Origin of the sequence: Mycobacterium intracellulare ATCC 13950 (genome assembly GCF_000277125.1) — a bacterium.
GTDB lineage: Bacteria > Actinomycetota > Actinomycetes > Mycobacteriales > Mycobacteriaceae > Mycobacterium > Mycobacterium intracellulare.
On sequence record NC_016946.1, the window covers coordinates 540,563 to 557,352 of the forward strand.

Annotated in this window: 17 protein-coding genes; 7 read left to right on the top strand and 10 right to left on the bottom strand. The window is 67.8% G+C overall.

The window, feature by feature from the left end:
* Nucleotides 1-131: 131 nt before the first annotated feature.
* Nucleotides 132-584 (bottom strand): hypothetical protein, encoded by a 453-nt coding sequence (locus OCU_RS27680; RefSeq protein ID WP_014379036.1) that lies wholly within the window; start codon nucleotides 582-584, stop codon nucleotides 132-134.
* A gap of 5 nt (nucleotides 585-589) precedes the next feature.
* On the bottom strand, nucleotides 590-1,747 hold the full coding sequence (locus OCU_RS27685) for a Rieske 2Fe-2S domain-containing protein (protein ID WP_008263691.1): 1,158 nt from the start codon (nucleotides 1,745-1,747) through the stop codon (nucleotides 590-592).
* A gap of 115 nt (nucleotides 1,748-1,862) precedes the next feature.
* Between OCU_RS27685 and OCU_RS27690 the strand changes: the two genes are divergently transcribed.
* Complete coding sequence (locus OCU_RS27690; protein ID WP_014379037.1) at nucleotides 1,863-2,387, top strand: gamma carbonic anhydrase family protein; 525 nt, start codon at nucleotides 1,863-1,865, stop codon at nucleotides 2,385-2,387.
* Here the strand turns inward: OCU_RS27690 and OCU_RS27695 are convergent.
* From OCU_RS27695 to OCU_RS27710, 4 genes are read right to left on the bottom strand one after another with little or no spacing between them, the layout of a single operon-like run.
* Nucleotides 2,384-2,791, bottom strand: coding sequence for a nuclear transport factor 2 family protein (locus OCU_RS27695; RefSeq protein ID WP_014379038.1), 408 nt, complete (start codon nucleotides 2,789-2,791; stop codon nucleotides 2,384-2,386). The genes OCU_RS27690 and OCU_RS27695 overlap by 4 nt on opposite strands.
* Nucleotides 2,792-2,798: 7 nt before the next feature.
* Nucleotides 2,799-3,998 carry a thiolase domain-containing protein gene (locus OCU_RS27700; protein WP_008263698.1) on the bottom strand — a complete coding sequence of 400 codons (1,200 nt, stop codon included), beginning with the start codon at nucleotides 3,996-3,998 and terminating at the stop codon, nucleotides 2,799-2,801.
* Nucleotides 3,998-5,062, bottom strand: coding sequence for a thiolase domain-containing protein (locus OCU_RS27705; protein WP_008263700.1), 1,065 nt, complete (start codon nucleotides 5,060-5,062; stop codon nucleotides 3,998-4,000). The genes OCU_RS27700 and OCU_RS27705 overlap by 1 nt, the downstream gene beginning before the upstream one ends.
* A gap of 15 nt (nucleotides 5,063-5,077) precedes the next feature.
* Entirely contained in the window at nucleotides 5,078-6,073 is a 996-nt protein-coding gene (locus tag OCU_RS27710; RefSeq protein WP_008263702.1) for a Zn-ribbon domain-containing OB-fold protein, read from the bottom strand.
* A gap of 63 nt (nucleotides 6,074-6,136) precedes the next feature.
* Between OCU_RS27710 and OCU_RS27715 the strand changes: the two genes are divergently transcribed.
* A complete protein-coding gene (locus tag OCU_RS27715; protein WP_008263710.1) occupies nucleotides 6,137-7,168 on the top strand; it encodes an LLM class F420-dependent oxidoreductase in 1,032 nt (343 codons plus the stop codon).
* A gap of 149 nt (nucleotides 7,169-7,317) precedes the next feature.
* Here the strand turns inward: OCU_RS27715 and OCU_RS27720 are convergent, their stop codons facing one another.
* The gene (locus OCU_RS27720) at nucleotides 7,318-8,040 is read right to left on the bottom strand and encodes an acetoacetate decarboxylase family protein (protein ID WP_009956895.1); all 723 of its coding nucleotides are present in this window, start codon (nucleotides 8,038-8,040) and stop codon (nucleotides 7,318-7,320) included.
* 42 nt (nucleotides 8,041-8,082) lie between these two features.
* Between OCU_RS27720 and OCU_RS27725 the strand changes: the two genes are divergently transcribed.
* Nucleotides 8,083-9,306 carry a cytochrome P450 gene (locus OCU_RS27725; protein WP_008263713.1) on the top strand — a complete coding sequence of 408 codons (1,224 nt, stop codon included), beginning with the start codon at nucleotides 8,083-8,085 and terminating at the stop codon, nucleotides 9,304-9,306.
* Between the two features lie 69 nt (nucleotides 9,307-9,375).
* On the opposite strand, the gene OCU_RS27730 is transcribed toward OCU_RS27725, so the two are convergent.
* Complete coding sequence (locus OCU_RS27730; RefSeq protein ID WP_014379042.1) at nucleotides 9,376-10,212, bottom strand: DUF559 domain-containing protein; 837 nt, start codon at nucleotides 10,210-10,212, stop codon at nucleotides 9,376-9,378.
* Between the two features lie 104 nt (nucleotides 10,213-10,316).
* Nucleotides 10,317-11,051 (bottom strand): crotonase/enoyl-CoA hydratase family protein, encoded by a 735-nt coding sequence (locus tag OCU_RS27735; RefSeq protein ID WP_230493367.1) that lies wholly within the window; start codon nucleotides 11,049-11,051, stop codon nucleotides 10,317-10,319.
* A 142-nt stretch (nucleotides 11,052-11,193) separates the two neighbouring features.
* Between OCU_RS27735 and OCU_RS27740 the strand changes: the two genes are divergently transcribed.
* The 4 genes from OCU_RS27740 to OCU_RS27755 are packed head-to-tail and all read left to right on the top strand — an operon-like array spanning nucleotide 11,194 to nucleotide 16,052.
* Nucleotides 11,194-12,846: an acyl-CoA synthetase gene (locus OCU_RS27740; RefSeq protein ID WP_008263720.1), complete on the top strand. Its 1,653-nt coding sequence runs from the start codon at nucleotides 11,194-11,196 to the stop codon at nucleotides 12,844-12,846.
* A gap of 30 nt (nucleotides 12,847-12,876) precedes the next feature.
* The gene (locus tag OCU_RS27745; RefSeq protein ID WP_014379044.1) at nucleotides 12,877-13,644 is read left to right on the top strand and encodes a fructosamine kinase family protein; all 768 of its coding nucleotides are present in this window, start codon (nucleotides 12,877-12,879) and stop codon (nucleotides 13,642-13,644) included.
* A gap of 36 nt (nucleotides 13,645-13,680) precedes the next feature.
* Nucleotides 13,681-14,505, top strand: a complete 825-nt coding sequence (locus OCU_RS27750; protein WP_014379045.1) for an amidohydrolase family protein — start codon at nucleotides 13,681-13,683, stop codon at nucleotides 14,503-14,505.
* Entirely contained in the window at nucleotides 14,502-16,052 is a 1,551-nt protein-coding gene (locus tag OCU_RS27755) for an acetolactate synthase large subunit (protein ID WP_014379046.1), read from the top strand. Before OCU_RS27750 ends, OCU_RS27755 begins: the two co-directional genes overlap by 4 nt.
* Here the strand turns inward: OCU_RS27755 and OCU_RS27760 are convergent.
* Entirely contained in the window at nucleotides 16,038-16,751 is a 714-nt protein-coding gene (locus tag OCU_RS27760; RefSeq protein ID WP_014379047.1) for a serine hydrolase, read from the bottom strand. The genes OCU_RS27755 and OCU_RS27760 overlap by 15 nt on opposite strands.
* Between the last annotated feature and the right edge of the window lie 39 nt (nucleotides 16,752-16,790).

The following is a 16,790-nucleotide window of genomic DNA, read 5'->3' on the forward strand; positions in this document are numbered from 1 at the left end:
CAAAGCCGCGAATCCATCCGCGCCAATCCATCCGCGCCCCCTGCCGGTTGTCGCTCGGAGGTGGGCACGACGCCCATGGCTTCCGGGCGCCGGCTCGGTTCCGATGGGCTATGACGAACCGCGACCGTCGCTCAGTGCTCGTCTGGCTCGTCTTCGAGGTACCCCTCGGCGACCGCATGCTCGATGCTGTCGCTCAGTTTGGGGCAGGACCGGGTGCGCGCGGTGTCGCCGCCGGACTCGCGCACCTCGGTGAAGTGCGCGCAACGCTGCCAGGCCTCGGTATTCCATTGCACCGCAGTGTGTCCCGGCCCGAGCCTGCGCACCGTGACGCGGACGTGGCAGAAACGGCAGTCCACCGGCAACAGACCCGAGTTGAGATAGCGCTCGCGGTCAGCGCGGCTGGCCTCGGCCACGGCGGCCGCGCGCTGGGGATCGTTGGCGAAATCCCTTGACTTCGACCACGATCGGGACCCCCCGCCGTTGCCGGCCGGCTTCTCCTCGTGGTCGTGATGATCGCCGTGCAGCTGCAACATCGACCGCGCGAGCCGATCGACGTCAGGTACCTGCGGCTGATCGTCGGCCATGATGCCTAGTGCTGCTCGGCCGGAACGTCCTCGGATTCCTTGGCCTTGAGGTTCTCGGAGACCTCGGAATTCCAGTACTCGTTGGCGCGGGTGGTGTCGACCTCGATCTCGAAGCGTTCCACCATTTCCGGCTCGATGTCGGCGACGTCGACATAGAACTGCTGATACCAGCGGCGTAGCTGGTAGACGGCGCCGTCCTCTTCGACCAGCAGCGGATTGTCGATGCGGGTCTTGTGCTTCCAGATCTCGACGTCCTGCAAAAAGCCCTTGCTGACGCCCTCGGTGAACACCTTCGACAGCTTGTCGGTCATCTTTTCGTCCATGCCCTTGGGCTTTTCGACGATGACACCCCACTGCAGCACGAACGAGTTCTGGGTCACCGGGTAGTGGCAGTTGATCAGGATCGACTCGGCCTTGTAGCCGCCGTAGCTGTTGTGCAACCAGTTGATCATGAACGAGGGCCCGAAGTAGGACGCCTCGGAATCCAGGTGCGCCTCACCGTAAGACGTGCCGAGGTCGTTCACGTCGGGCCGGCCCACGTTGTGCAGGTACTGCGAGGCGATGTGTCCCTCGAAGACGTTCTTGAAGTACGTCGGCAACCCGAAATGGATGTAGAAGAAGTGCGCCATGTCGGTGACGTTGTCGATGATGTCGCGGCAGTTGGACCCCTCGATGAGGATGCTGTTCCACCGCCAATCGGTCCACTCGTCGCTGTGGGCCTCCGGGATCTCCGGGATCCGCACGGCGGGGTCCGGCGGATTGTTTTCGTGGTCGTGCCAGACGAACAGCAGGCCGCCGCGGACGTCGGTCGTCCACGACCGGGTGCGCGCCGTCTTGGGCGTGCGCTTGGCGTACGGCACCAGCTTGCAGCGGCCGTCGCCGCCCCAGCGCCAGTCGTGGAAGGGGCAGGCCACCTCGTCGCCCTTGATGGTGCCCTCCGACAGATCACCGCCCATGTGCCGGCAATAGCCGTCGAGGACCTTGATGTCCCCGTGGGAGTCGGCGAAGACCACCAGCTTGGTGCCGAAAGCCTCGATCGAATGCGGCTTACCGTCCTGGAAGTCCTTTGCGACGCCCAGGCAGTGCCAGCCGCGGGCGTACCTGGTCGGCAAGGCGCCGGGATCGATCTCCCGGATGCCGACCGCCTTGGTGTCGGTACTCACCTGTCCACCTCCAACTAATAGCCCTCTAACTAGAACACGTTACAGTTTTGCGGCGGGGGCGCGCAACGACGGCGAGCCTGGCTGGGACATATGCGTGTTGGGGTATACGTAGACGATGCCGCTGTTTGCATTCGAGGGCCGCGCACCACGGGTCGATCCCACCGCTTTCGTCGCCCCGACCGCCACTTTGATCGGTGACGTCGTCGTGGAGGCGGGGGCCTCGATCTGGTTCAACGCCGTGCTGCGCGGCGACTACGGGCCCATCGTGGTGCGGGAGGGCGCCAATGTGCAAGACGGGTCCGTGCTGCACGCGCCTCCCGGCATCCCGGTGGACATCGGTCCGGGCGCGACGGTCGCGCATCTGTGCGTCGTCCACGGGGCGCACGTGGGACCGGAGGCGTTGATCGCCAACCACGCCACCGTTTTGGACGGGGCGGTGATCGGGGCGCGCAGCCTGGTCGCCGCGCACTCGCTGGTCACCGCCGGCACCCAGATCCCGGCCGGGATCGTCGCGGTCGGCGCCCCGGCTCAAATCAAGGGCCCGGTGGCCGGCACCGGCGCCGAGATGTGGCTCAAGCTCAATCCGCAGGCCTACCGCGACCTCGCCCAGCGGCATCTGGCCGGGCTGGAGCCGATCTAGACCTTGCGGGTGTTGGCCGCCGCGCGGTCCATCTCCCAATAGGCGCGCAGGGCCACCAGCTTACCCTCGTCGTTGGCCTTATAGGTGAACACGCCCTCGGCGGTCGTCTGGTATTCGCCCGTCGTGATGAGGATGTGCCCGACGTTGGCTTCCTCGTTGCCGCACTGATAGGTATCGCGGAAAACGAACTCGATCTTGGTGGTCGGGGCGATCGCCTTGTCCCAGAAGGCCGAAATCGCGTCACGGCCCCGATGCCCTTTGCCCTCGGGGTCGAACGCGGAGGGGCCGATCGGGTCCTCGACGATGGCGTCGTCGGCGAACACCGCCAGCCAGGCATCCTTGTCCCGGGCCGCCACCGCCTCGCGGGAGCGGCGGCCGGCCTCGTGCGCGGGATGCTCACTCATCGCGCGCTCACGCGTCGACTTTTTGGGGCGTCGGCTTGTCGGCGCCGACCACCCACATGGAGTAGTACTGCGAGCCGCCGCCGTAGGCGTGTCCCAACGCCTTTCGCGCGTTGGGCACCTGGTGGTCGCCGCCCTTGCCCATGACCTGGATCGCCGCCTCGGCGAAGCGGATCAGGCCCGAGGCGCCGATCGGGTTCGACGACAGCACGCCGCCCGACGGGTTCACCGGTAGCCGGCCGCCGATCTTGGTCTCGCCCGCTTCGGTGAGCTTCCAGCCTTCGCCCTCGGGCGCAAACCCGAGGTTTTCCAACCACATCGGCTCGAACCAGGAGAACGGCACGTAGATCTCCGCGGCGTCGATCTCGTCGATGGGGCTCGTGATGCCGGCGGCCTTCCACAGCGCGGCGGCCGCGTCGCGGCCGGCCTGCGGGCTCACCTGGTCGCGCCCGGAGAACTGCAGCGGTTCGGTGCGCAGCGCCGTGGCGTGGATCCATGCCACCGGATTGCCCTGCGCCAGACGGGCTTCGGCGGCCTCCTCGTTGCCGATCACGACCGCCGCCGCGCCGTCGGAGGACGGGCAGGTCTCGTCGTAGCGGATCGGGTCCCACAGCATCGGCGACGCCATCACCTTCTCCACGGTGATGTCGGGCTGGTGCAGGTGCGCCAGGGGGTTGCGGGCGCCGTTGAGCCGGTCCTTGACCGCGACGATGGCACCGATGTTGGTGGGCGCCCCGGAGCGACGGATGTACGAGCGCACGTGCGGGGCGAAGTAGCCGCCCGCGCCGGCGCCCACCGGCTTGATGAAGGGAATCGGGATTGACAACGCCCACATGGCGTTTGACTCCGACTGCTTCTCCCAGGCCATCGCCAGCACGCGCCGGTACTTGCCGGACTGCACCAGACTGGCGGCAACCACGCCGGTGGAGCCACCGACCGATCCCGCGGTGTGCACCCGGATCAGCGGCTTGCCCGTGGCGCCCATGGCGTCGGCCATGAACAGCTCGGGCATCATGACGCCCTCGAAGAAGTCCGGCGCCTTGCCGACCACGACGGCATCGATGTCGTCGAACGTGCAACCCGAGTCGGCCAGCGCCCGATCGATCGCCTCGCGCACCAGGCCGTTCATCGAAACGTCCTGGCGCTTGGCGACGTACTTCGTCTGTCCGGTACCCAGTACCGCAGCGATGTTTGGCCCTGCACCGGCCATTAGTTCTTCCCTTCCATGACCGCGACCAGGTTCTGTTGTAGCGCAGGCCCGCTGGTGGCGTGCGCGAGCACCCGCTCAGCTGAACCATTCCAGATGTGTTGTGCTGCAAAGCCGATGCGCTCGAGGCCGGCGACGAACATGGGATTGGCAGCCAGCGCGCCACCGGACGGATTGACCTTGGTCGGTCCCGGTATCCGGATGGCTTCCTCGATGATCAGGTGCTGGTGGGTGAAGGGCGCGCAGATCTCCGCCACGTCCAGGTTGTCGGTCCTGCCGCCGGTGGCCACGTGGGCCGCGGCCTTGGTCGACGGGGATTCGGTGAGGTCGCGCGCGCCCAGCGACGGGGTCTCGATGCGGTGCTCGATTCCCGTGATCCAGGCGGGGTTTTCGCGCAGTTCGCGTGCCCGGTCGCCGGCAGCGAGCACGATCGCCGCGGCGCCGTCGGTGATCGGCGCGATGTCGTGGCGCCGCAGCGGGTCGGCGAAAAACGGCCGTTCGAGCAGTTCGGCCACGCTGATCGACCCCTCGACCTTGTCCACCCGCCGCGCGTTCGCGAAGGAGTCGAAGGCCACGCGCGCCATCTGCTCCTCGGTCCACTTGCCGCTGTCGAGCCCGATGCGGGCCTGCAGCCCGGCCATCGAGATCGAATCGGGCCACAACGGCGCGACGGTGTAAGGGTCGGTCTGCCGCGACAGGATCTGGCGCAGGACCCCGGCCGAGGACTTGCCGAAGCCGTACACCAGCGCGGTGTCGACCTCACCGGTCAACAGCTTGATGTAGGCCTCGTAGAGGGCCCAGGCCGCGTCCATCTCGACGTGCGATTCGTTGATCGGCGGAACGGCGCCGATGGAGTCGATCGCCGAGATGAACGAAAAGGCCCGTCCGGCAAGGTAATCGGACGATCCGGAGCACCAGAAGCCGATGTCGGTCCGCTCGATGCCCAGCTCCTCGTAGAGCTGGGCGAAGCACGGTATCAACATCTCGACGCCGTTGGTGGTGCCGTCGGTGCGGCGGACGTGTGGTGCGTGGGCGAAGCCGACGACCGCAACGTTGCGAGCGCTCATAGGTAGGTAAGCCCTTTACAGGTGGTGCTTGTAGGTGTCGTAGTCGGCGTCGGGTTCCCCGGTCGGCCGGAAGTACTCGATGTTGTCGATGCCAAAACCCCACTCCTCGCGGGGTTTCCACACCGCTTCCACGCGCATGCCCATCCGTACCTCGTGCGCGTCGATGTCGGCGACGAGATGCAGGAACGGGATGTCGGCCCCATCGAGCAGCACATAGGCGGCCACGTAGGGCGGCTTGATGCGCTGGCCCTGGAACGGGATGTTGATGATCGCGAACGTCGTCACGGTGCCCTTGTCCGGCAGCTCGACGAAGTCGGTGGTCGGCTGGCCGGTCGCCGGGTCGGCGCCGTGGGGCGGGAAGTACACCTTGCCGTTCTCGCCCGTCTTCGCGCCCAGCAGCTTGCCCTGGGCGATGGCCCGCAGGTAGGCGCTCTCCTCGTGCGAGGCGCTGTGCTGGATGGTCAGCGAGACGGGCGTGACGATCATGGTCACGGGGTCCTTGTCGCCGTCCGACTGCTCCGCGACGGCTTCGGCTTCCTCCCCCAGCTCGAAATAGGCGATGTCGGTGATGGCGCCCACCGGTTCGTCCACCCAGTGCACGTGCACGCGGGAGCCGGTCTTGATGGCCTTGGGCTCGCCCGCATCCACCGCATGGATCAGCGGGGTGTCGGCGCCGTCGAGCTTGATCAGCGCCCAGGCGAACGGCCGGTCGAGCGGCTGGCCCTCGATCGGTTCGGGCTGCCAGGTCCACGAGACGACGGTGCCGACGCTGGATACCGGTACCATCTCGCCCAGCGGCTCGTAGGTGACCGGGTCATATTCCGGCGGCGGCACGTGCACCCGGCCATCCGACCCGCGCACCCCGAGGACGTGGCGGTCACGCAGTGCGGTGAAGAACTTGCTCAGCGTGGGGCCGACCGAACGGGTGTAGTCGAAGGCCAACGTCAGTGGCGCGGAGAGCGGTGGCTCAGGGTGATCCATCAGGGGCGGGCTACTCGAGCTGGCTGTCACGCCATCGAGTAGAACAGGTTCTAAGAACGGATTCAACATCGGGTCTGCGGAAGGGTGACGACGATGAAGCTGGGACTGCAGCTGGGATATTGGGGCGCGCAGCCGCCGCAGAACCACGGTGAGCTCGTCGCCGCGGCAGAGGAGGCCGGCTACGACGCCGTCTTCACCGCCGAGGCGTGGGGATCCGACGCCTACACGCCGCTGGCCTGGTTGGGTTCGTCGACGTCCCGGGTGCGGCTGGGCACCTCGGTGGTTCAGCTGTCCGCGCGGACCCCGACGGCCTGCGCGATGGCGGCTCTGACGCTGGACCACCTGTCCGGCGGCCGGCACGTGCTCGGCCTCGGCGTCTCGGGGCCGCAGGTGGTCGAGGGCTGGTATGGCCAGTCGTTCCCCAAGCCGCTGGCCCGCACCCGGGAATACATCGACATCGTCCGGCAGGTGTGGGCGCGGGAGGCGCCGGTGACCAGCGCCGGTCCGCACTACCCGCTGCCGCTGACGGGCGAGCGCGCAACGGGTCTGGGTAAGCCGCTCAAGCCGATCACCCATCCGCTGCGGGCCGACATCCCGATCATGCTGGGCGCCGAGGGGCCAAAGAACGTCGCGCTGGCCGCCGAGATCTGCGACGGCTGGCTGCCGATCTTCTACACGCCGCGCATGGCCGATACCTACAACGAGTGGCTGGACGAGGGGTTCGCCCGCCCGGGCGCGCGCCGCAGCCGCGAGGACTTCGAGATCTGCGCGACGGCCAACATCGTCATCACCGAGGACCGCAGCGCCGCGTTCGCGGCCATGAAGCCCTATATCGCGCTCTACATGGGCGGCATGGGCGCCGAGGACACCAACTTCCACGCCGACGTCTACCGCCGGATGGGTTACGCCGAGGTGGTCGACGACGTGACGAAGCTGTTCCGCAGCAACCAGAAGGACAAGGCCGCCGAGATCATCCCGGACGAGGTGATCGACGACGCCGCGATCGTCGGCGACATCGACTACGTGCGTAAGCAGATCAAGGCCTGGGAGGCCGCCGGCGTGACCATGATGGTGGTGTCCGGGCGCAGTACAGAGCAGGTCCGCGAGCTGGCGAGCCTGATCTGACCCGTGCCCACCACGGACTAGAACACGTTCTACTTTTCTTGCCAGCGGCTGAGAACGCGTTCTAGATTGTCCGGATGACACGCCCGACGACGATGCCGAGCGCGCAGCGCGATGAGGCGGAGCCGGGCAATCGACACCGGTCCGGCCGGTCAGCCGAGCGGGTGGGCGTCGCCGAATGTCATCTCGACGTGGCCGACGGATCCAGAGATCATCGCCCGCTTCGGCAGGCCCAGCGACGCCAGCTCCTTGGCGTAGGCGTGATCGCCGAGTCGCAGCGTCGCGCCGCCGAGCTGACCGCGCAGCCCGCGCACCCGCATCTCCCAGGGCACCTCCCGGGTTGTGCCGTCGGCGTAGGTGTAGGTCTTGAGGACCTGCGGACGCGAGGTGAACACCGATGGCACCGGCAATGCCCGGGCGAAGTCGATGCCCGCGATGTGCGCGCCGTCGGCGCTGACGTCGAATCCGAACCGGCCCTGCTCGCGAACGGTGAAGTCGGCCATGATCTTCGGGAAGCCCCAGATGGACCGTCCCGCCTCCAGGGTGAAGCTCTGGTCGACCGGCAGGTGGTGGATGAACGCGGCCGCGTCGCCCAGCGCTCGCCAGCCGCTTGCCGTCGAGCCGGGGGGATTGACCATCACGCAGGTGCCGAATTCGTGGTACTGCCCCAGGTCGCCGTCGATGTAGCGGGCCAGCATCAGGTTGACCACCGCCCGGCCCGGGCGGTGCTGGCAGACTTTCAGACCGCTGTAGTCGATAAGGCGTTGGGCCGCTTGCGCATCCACCGAAAACATCGCGGTGTGCACGTCCGCTTTACGTATCCGCACCGGCATGGTGAGGACTGTCCCCGCAACGATGTGTTGTGACTCAGCCATGCCGGTTACTGTAATCCGTTCGTCAACACTTGGAGGCTGTAGATGACTTCGACCATCCCGGAAGCAATCTCGAACATTGACCTGACCGACGGCAATTTCTACGCCGATCGTCACACCTCGCGTGAGGCCTATCGCTGGATGCGCGCCAACCAGCCGGTGTTTCGCGATCGCAACGGGCTGGCCGGCGCGACCACCTATCAGGCCATCCTGGACGCCGAACGCAATCCGGAGCTGTTCTCCAGCACCGGCGGCATCCGTCCCGACCAGCCCGGCATGCCCTACATGATCGACATGGACGATCCCGCACATCTGTTGCGGCGCAAGCTCGTCAACGCGGGCTTCACCCGCAAGCGGGTCAAGGAGAAGGAGCCGTCGATCGCGAAGCTGTGCGACACCCTCATCGATGCCGTGTGTGAGCGCGGCGAGTGTGACTTCGTCCGCGATATCGCCGCCCCGCTGCCGATGGCGGTGATCGGCGACATGCTGGGCGTGCTGCCCACCGAACGCAGCATGCTGTTGAAGTGGTCCGACGATCTGGTCTGCGGGCTGAGTTCGCACATCGACCCGACGTCGGAAACGGCCCAGGCGGTGATGGCCGCATTCGCGGCGTACACCGAATTCACCACGAGCATCATCACCAAGCGGCGCGCCGAACCCACCGACGACCTGTTCTCCATCCTGGTGAACGCCGAGGTGGAGGGGCAGCGGATGTCCGACGACGAGATCGTCATGGAGACACTGCTCATCCTCATCGGCGGCGACGAGACCACCAGGCACACGTTGAGCGGGGGGACCGAACAGCTGGTGCGCCACCGCGATCAGTGGGATGCCCTGGTGCGCGACCCTTCGTTGCTTCCGGGTGCGATCGAGGAGATGCTGCGCTGGACGTCGCCGGTCAAGAACATGTGCAGAACCCTGACCGCCGACACCGAATTCCACGGCACCTCCCTGCGCGAGGGCGAGAAGATCATGCTGCTGTTCGAGTCGGGTAACTTCGACGAGTCGGTGTTCGAGGATCCGGACAGCTTCGACATCCGGCGAAACCCGAACAGCCACATGGCTTTCGGCTTCGGAACGCATTTCTGCCTGGGCAACCAGCTGGCCCGCCTCGAGCTGTCGATGATGACCGAGCGGGTGCTCAAGCGACTGCCGGACCTCAGGCTGGCCGACGACGACTCGACCCTGCCGCTGCGACCGGCGAACTTCGTCAGTGGCCTGGAGGCCATGCCGGTGGTGTTCACGCCGAGCGCGCCGCTGCTGGGTTGATCGCGTTAGAGCCTTCTTTCGCCGAGCGTGCACACATGGCGAGATTTCGTTTGATTTCCCGCCCTGAGATCACGTTCGGCGCGCCCACGCCGCTGCCACCCTGGCGATGACGCCGCCCGGTGTGTCTTCGATCGTGACGCGAACGACCGTCCAACCAATCTCCGCCAGGGTCTCCGCGCGTCGAATGTCCTTGTTGAATTGCCGCTGATCGGCGCGGTGATGGTCGCCTTCGTACTCGACGGCCAATTTGATGTCCTGCCAACCCATATCGAGACAGGCGATCAGAGCGCCGTAGTCATAAACCGGTATTTGAGTCTGCGGCCGCGGGAAACCCGCGCGGATCAGCAGCAGCCGCAGCCATGTCTCGCGGGGAGATTCGGCGCCCTTGTCGACAAGCGGCAGCGCGACGCGCGCACGCGCGATGCCCCGTCGGCCTCGGTAACGCTCGCCGAGTGAGCCGACCTCGCTCACCTTGAGATCGGTTGCGCGCGCGAGCGCGTCGATGGCTGCGACCGCCCGATCGACGGGATAGCGGCAGGTGAGGTCGAGAGCCGTCCGCGCGGGGGTCGTCACCCGTAGGCCGGCGATCGTTTGTATCTCGTCCTCGGACAGCGAATCCGACCACGTGTTGATACCGGCCGGCGGGCGGCGGTGTTGATAGACCAACTGCGCGGGCGCCCGGTGGTCGACCCATTTGGCCCCATGCAGTGCCGAGGCGGAGCGCCCTGCGACGATGCCCCGCCGCCGCGACCACAGCCACGCGGCGCATGCGCGTCTTGTGGCGGTCAGTTCCGTGGCGGGGTCCACGTAGGCGTCGGGGTGCAACGCGACGAACCGGCTCCGCAGCCGGTACCGGGTGAGGGCGCCGGCTGCGAGCGCCTCGCTGGCGATGAAGGGTTCGCGCACGCAAGCAGTGTGGCGTCAAGGACTGACAGCGACGCCGAGCGTGACGTCAGGGCGAAAAATCGGCCGAAAAGTCGCCGTGACGTCACGTTCGGCGGAGAGGGGACCTAGCGGTTTTGGAAGTTGGGCTTGCGCTTCTCGGCGAACGCCCGGGGGCCCTCCTTGGAGTCCTCGGACAGGAACACCGGTATCCCGTTTGCGGTATCGGGCTTGAAGGCCTCTTCCTCGTGCATCCCCTCGGTCTCGCGGATCGTCTTGAGGATCGCCTGGACGGCCAGCGGTCCGTTGTTCTCGATGACCTCGGCGATTTCGAGGGCCTTGGTCAGCGCCTGCCCGTCGGGAACGACGTGGCCGATCAGGCCCATGTCCTTGGCCTCGGCGGCGGTGATGTGCCGTCCGGTCAGCAGCAGGTCGCACGCCACGGTGTAAGGAATCTGGCGCACCAGTCGCACCGCGGACCCGCCCATCGGGTACAGGCTCCACTTGGCCTCGGAGATGCCGAATTTGGCGCTCTCGCCGGCCACCCGGATGTCGGTGCCCTGCAGGATCTCCGTACCCCCGGCGATGGCCGGGCCCTCGACGGCGGCGATCAGCGGCTTTTTGAGCCGGCGGCCCTTGAGGAGCGCGTCGATCCGCGACGGGTCGTAGCTGCCGTCCTTGAATGACTCACCCGGCGGCTTCTGGGTCGCGGCCTTGAGGTCCATGCCCGCGCAGAAGTAGCCACCGGCACCGGTCAGGATGCAGCAGCGGATGTCGGGATCGTTGTCGACGCGGTCCCAGGCCTGGACCATGATTTCCATCATTTCCGTGCTCAGGGCGTTGCGGCGGTGCGGCCGGTTCATGGTCACGATGAGGGTGTGACCACGCTGTTCCACGAGCGCGTCAGGACCGGTTTCCTCGTTTGCTGGCGCCTCGGTCACGGTTACCGCCTTTCCCTCGACAATGGACACGAGCTTGCCTCGAAATGTAACACGTTCTAATTTGGTGGCCGTGGCCTTGAATATTGCCGATCTAGCAGAGCACGCCATCGACGCTGTGCCCGAGCGTGTCGCCCTGATCTGCGGCGACGAGAAGTTGACCTACGCCCAACTGGAGGAGAAGGCCAACCGCCTTGCTCACTACCTGCTCGAGCAGGGGGTGAAAAAGGACGACAAGGTGGGCCTTTACTGCCGAAACCGCATCGAGATCGTCATCGCGATGCTCGGCATCGTCAAGGCGGGCGCCATCCTGGTGAACGTCAACTACCGCTACGTCGAGGGCGAGCTGCGCTACCTGTTCGACAACTCCGACATGGTCGCGCTGGTCCACGAGCGCCAGTACTCCGACCGGGTGGCCAACGTGCTGCCCGAGACTCCCAACGTCAAGACGATCCTGGTCGTCGAGGACGGCAGCGACAACGACTACCAGCGCTACGGCGGCGTCGAGTTCTACTCCGCGATCGCCCAGAGCTCACCCGAGCGCGACTTCGGCCCGCGCAGCGCCGACGACATCTACCTGCTCTACACGGGCGGCACCACCGGATTCCCGAAGGGCGTGATGTGGCGCCACGAGGACATCTACCGGGTGCTGTTCGGCGGAACCGACTTCGCCACAGGCGAATTCGTCAAGGACGAGTACGACCTGGCCAAGGCCGCCGCGGCCAATCCGCCGATGGTCCGCCACCCGATTCCGCCGATGATCCACGGCGCCACCCAGTCGGCGACCTGGATGTCGATCTTCTCGGGTCAAACCACGGTGCTGGCACCGGAATTCAACGCCGACGAGGTCTGGCGCACGATTCACGAGCACAAGGTGAACCTGCTGTTCTTCACCGGCGACGCGATGGCGCGGCCGCTGCTGGACGCGCTGCTGGCGCACCAGGAGAAGGGTAACGAGTACGACCTGTCGTCCCTGTTTTTGCTCGCCTCCACCGCGGCGCTGTTCTCGCCGAGCATCAAGGAGAAGTTCCTCGAGCTGCTGCCCAACCGGGTCATCACCGACTCGATCGGATCGTCGGAAACCGGATTCGGCGGCACCAGCGTCGTCGCCAAGGACGCGCCGCACAGCGGCGGCCCACGCGTGACGATCGACCACCGCACCGTCGTCCTCGACGAGGACGGCAACGAGGTCAAGCCCGGCTCCGGCGTGCGCGGCTTCATCGCGAAGAAGGGCAACATTCCCGTCGGCTACTACAAGGACGAGAAGAAGACCGCCGAGACGTTCAAGACCATCAACGGCGTGCGCTACGCCATCCCCGGCGACTACGCGACGGTCGAGGAGGACGGCACCGTCACGATGCTGGGCCGCGGCTCGGTGTCGATCAACAGCGGCGGCGAGAAGATCTACCCCGAGGAGGTCGAGGCCGCGCTCAAGGGGCACCCCGACGTCTTCGACGCCCTGGTGGTCGGTGTGCCCGACGCCCGCTACGGCCAGCACGTCGCGGCCGTCGTCCAGCCGCGGCCGGGAACGCGGCCCCCGCTGTCGGAGCTGGACGCCTTCGTGCGTTCCGAGATCGCGGGATACAAAGTGCCGCGCAGCCTGTGGCTGGTCGACGAGGTCAAGCGCTCGCCCGCCGGCAAGCCCGACTATCGCTGGGCCAAGGAGCAGACCGAGGCGCGCCCGGCCGACGACGTGCACGCCGCTCACGTAACTGCATGACGCGCTCCAAGCGCTAGGACCGCGCGAGGCGTGACCGACTTCGTCAAGCACAACCCGGACGCGCCCGCCCGGTTCTTCGCCGCGGAAGCCGCTGGCCTGCAATGGCTTTCCGGCGCCGACGGCGGCGTGCCCTGCGCGCAAGTCGTCTCCGTCACGATGACGAGCCTGACGCTGCGCCGCCTCGACTCGGTGAACCCGACCCCCGAGGCGGCGCGTGAGTTCGGTGCCCGACTCGCCGCCACGCACGACGCCGGCGCCGCCGGCTTTGGCGCCGGCCCCGACGGGTGGGACGGGCCCGGCTTCTTCGGACCCCTGTCGCAGCCCCTGCCGATGTCGCTGCGACCGCACCGACGCTGGGGCGAGTTCTACGCGCAGGAGCGGCTGGCCCCGATGGCCGAACTCGCCGCCGCGCGGCTCGACTCGTCGACCCGCGAGGTCGTCGACGCCGTCGCGGCGCGTTGCCGTGCGGGTGATTTCGACGACGACGACCCGCCGGCCCGCCTGCACGGCGACCTGTGGAGCGGCAACGTGATGTGGACGCCCGCCGGGGTGGTGCTGATCGACCCGGCCGCGCACGGCGGTCAACGCGAGACCGACCTGGCGATGCTCGCGCTGTTCGGCTGCCCGCATCTCGACGCCGTCATCGACGGTTACCGGCGGGTGCGGCCGCTGCGACCCGGCTGGCGCGACCGCGTCGGACTGCACCAGCTCTTCCCGCTGCTCGCCCATGTCGTGCTGTTCGGCGGCGGGTACGCGCGGCAGACCCACGCCGCCGCCCGCGCCGCGCTGGCCGCCTGAGCACCGCCCGCGGCGGCCGGGCTACTGTCGATCCCGATGACGATCGACGTCTGGATGCAACACCCGACGCAGCGGTTCCTGCGCAGCGACATGCTGGCGTCCCTGCGCCGCTGGACGGGCGGGTCGACCCCCGACACCGAGATCCCGATCGAGGCGACGCTGGCGTCGATGGATGCCGCCGGCGTGCAACTGGGCATACTCAGCGCCTGGCGCGGCCCGAACGGCCAAGACCTCGTCTCCAACGACGAGGTGGCGCAATGGATTGCCGCGCACCCGGACCGGTTCGCCGGGCTCGCCACCGTCGACCTCGACCGCCCGATGGAAGCGGTCCGGGAGTTGAGACGGCGCGTCGCAGAAGGATTCGTCGGCCTGCGGGTGGTGCCGTGGCTGTGGAACGCCCCGCCCACCGATCGCCGCTACTATCCGCTGTTCGCCCAGTGCGTCGAATCCGGCGTGCCGTTTTGCACCCAGGTCGGCCACACCGGCCCGCTGCGCCCCTCGGAGACCGGGCGGCCGATTCCCTACATCGACCAGGTCGCCCTCGACTTCCCGGAACTGGTGATCGTCTGCGGCCACGTCGGCTACCCGTGGACCGAGGAGATGGTCGCGGTGGCCCGCAAGCACGAAAACGTCTACATCGACACCTCGGCGTACACGATCGCGCGCCTGCCCGAAGAACTCATCAGGTTCATGAAAACCCGTACCGGACAACGGAAGGTGTTGTTCGGCACCAATTACCCGATGATCGGCCACGAGCACGCGTTGGCGGGGCTGGACGACCTCGAGCTGTCCGACGAGGCCCGCCGAGACTTCTTGCGCGGCAACGCCGAACGACTGTTTCGACTGGAGGCAATCACGTGAATGGCGCCCAGGCCCTGATCAACACCCTGGTCGACGGCGGCGTCGACGTGTGTTTCGCCAACCCCGGCACGTCGGAGATGCACTTCGTCGCGGCCCTGGACAGTGTCCCGCGGATGCGCGGCGTGCTGGCCTTGTTCGAGGGGGTCGCCACCGGCGCGGCCGACGGTTATGCCCGCATCGCCGATCGCCCCGCGGCCGTGCTGCTGCACCTGGGCCCCGGATTGGGCAACGGCCTGGCCAATCTGCACAACGCGCGCCGCGCCCGGGTCCCGATGGTGGTGGTCGTCGGTGACCACGCCACCTATCACAAAAAGTACGACGCCCCACTGGAATCCGACATCGACGCCCTCGCCGGCACCGTCTCGGGTTGGGTGCGCCGAACGGGCGACGCCTCCCAGGTCTCGGCCGACGCCGTCGAGGGCATCGCGGCCAGCCGGTGGGGTTCGCAGATCTCGACGCTGATCCTGCCCGCCGACGTGTCCTGGTCCGACGGCGCCCAGCTGTTCTCAAACCTGGACGCACAGCCGGCGGGCGCCGACCCGTTGCTGGCCCCGGAGGTGGCCGAGGTGCTCGGCTCCGGGGAACCGACGGTGATCATGGTCGGCGGCGACGCCACCCGCCACGCCGGCCTGGCCGCGGCCACCCGGATCGCCGCGGCCACCGGCGCGCGGGTGCTGTGCGAGACCTTCCCCAGCCGGCTGGAGCGCGGCGCCGGGATCCCCGCCATCGACCGGCTGGCGTACTTCGCCGAGGCCGCCACGGCCCAGCTGGACGGCGCCAAACATCTGGTGCTGGCCGGCGCCAAGTCGCCGGTGTCGTTCTTCGCCTACCCCGGCACGCCCAGCGACCTGGTGCCCGCCGGTTGCGAGGTGCACGTGCTCGCCGAAGACAGCGGCGCGGCGGATGCGTTGACCGCCTTGGCGGATCAGGTGGCGCCGGGAACGGTGGCGCCGGTGGCGGCCGCGTCGCGTCCCACGCTGCCGACCGGCGCACTGACGTCCGCGTCGGCGGCCGACGTGATCGGGGCGCTGCTGCCGGAACGGGCGATCGTGGTCGACGAGTCGAACACCTCCGGCCTGCTGCTCGCCCAGGCCACCGCCGGGGCGCCGGCGCACGACTGGCTGACCCTGACCGGCGGGGCGATCGGCTACGGCATTCCCGCGGCGGTCGGTGCGGCGATCGCCGCCCCGGATCGCCCGGTGCTGTGCCTGGAATCCGACGGCTCCGCCATGTACACCATTGCGGGGTTGTGGACCCAGGCGCGGGAGAACCTCAACGTCACCACCGTGCTGTACAACAACCGGGCCTACGACATCCTGCGCATCGAGCTGCAACGGGTCGGCGCCGGCTCGGCGCCCGGGCCCGAAGCACTGTCCTTGCTCGACTTAGCCGATCCCACAATGGATTTCGTCAAAATCAGCGAGGGCATGGGGGTGCCGGCCCGGCGCGTCACCACCGCTGAGGAGTTCGCCGACGCGCTGCGCGCCGCGTTCTTAGAAGCCGGACCGCACCTGATCGACGCCGTGGTGCCGTCAATAACGGGCTAGGGTCGGCAGCCGGCTCAGCAACCAGTCCGTCATCGTATTGACCACGTCGACGCCGGTCTCGAACGCGCCGTCGCGCGCGTCCGCCGCCAGTGCCACACCCCACTGCCCGGACGGCGTGGGGACGATCCCGAATTGCCGTACCAGGTACTCGCCGTGCACTCCGGGCCCCCAACCCCCTTTCGCGGCAATCCCTTTGGCGGCCAGCCCCCATCGGTCACCGCTGCTGAGTCGTTGCATCAGGTCGATCACCTCGGCGGCGTCGGGGATGGTCGGCAGCTCCGCGGCGAACCGCGCCTGGCGCTGCAGGCTCCACTGGGTTTGGCCGAAAGCGGTGAAACCACGGCGAAGTCGGCGCGATTCGACCACCGTCGCGGTGTCACCGCCCTCGGCCACCACCGCCTGAACCTGCCGTGCCGCGTCGGCCGGCTCGCCCAACTGCGACCACAACTGCTCGGATGCGCGATTGTCGGATTCGGTGATGGCCTTCACGGCAAAATCGCGGGCACCCAGCCAATCGTTGCGCAGCGCCGCCACCGCCAGGGGCACTTTGATCGTCGACCACGCCACACCCGACCACCAGCTCCCCAGCGAAAATGTCCGGTCCGGCCGGGCGATCGCGATGCCGACGTTCGCCGGCGCCGCGGCGGAAAGCTGTTCGAAGCTGGCTTCCAGCGCGAGCTCGAGAGGCCGAGCCGTCATGCGCCGGTTCCGCTATCGGCGCGAATGACCGCGGCGCCG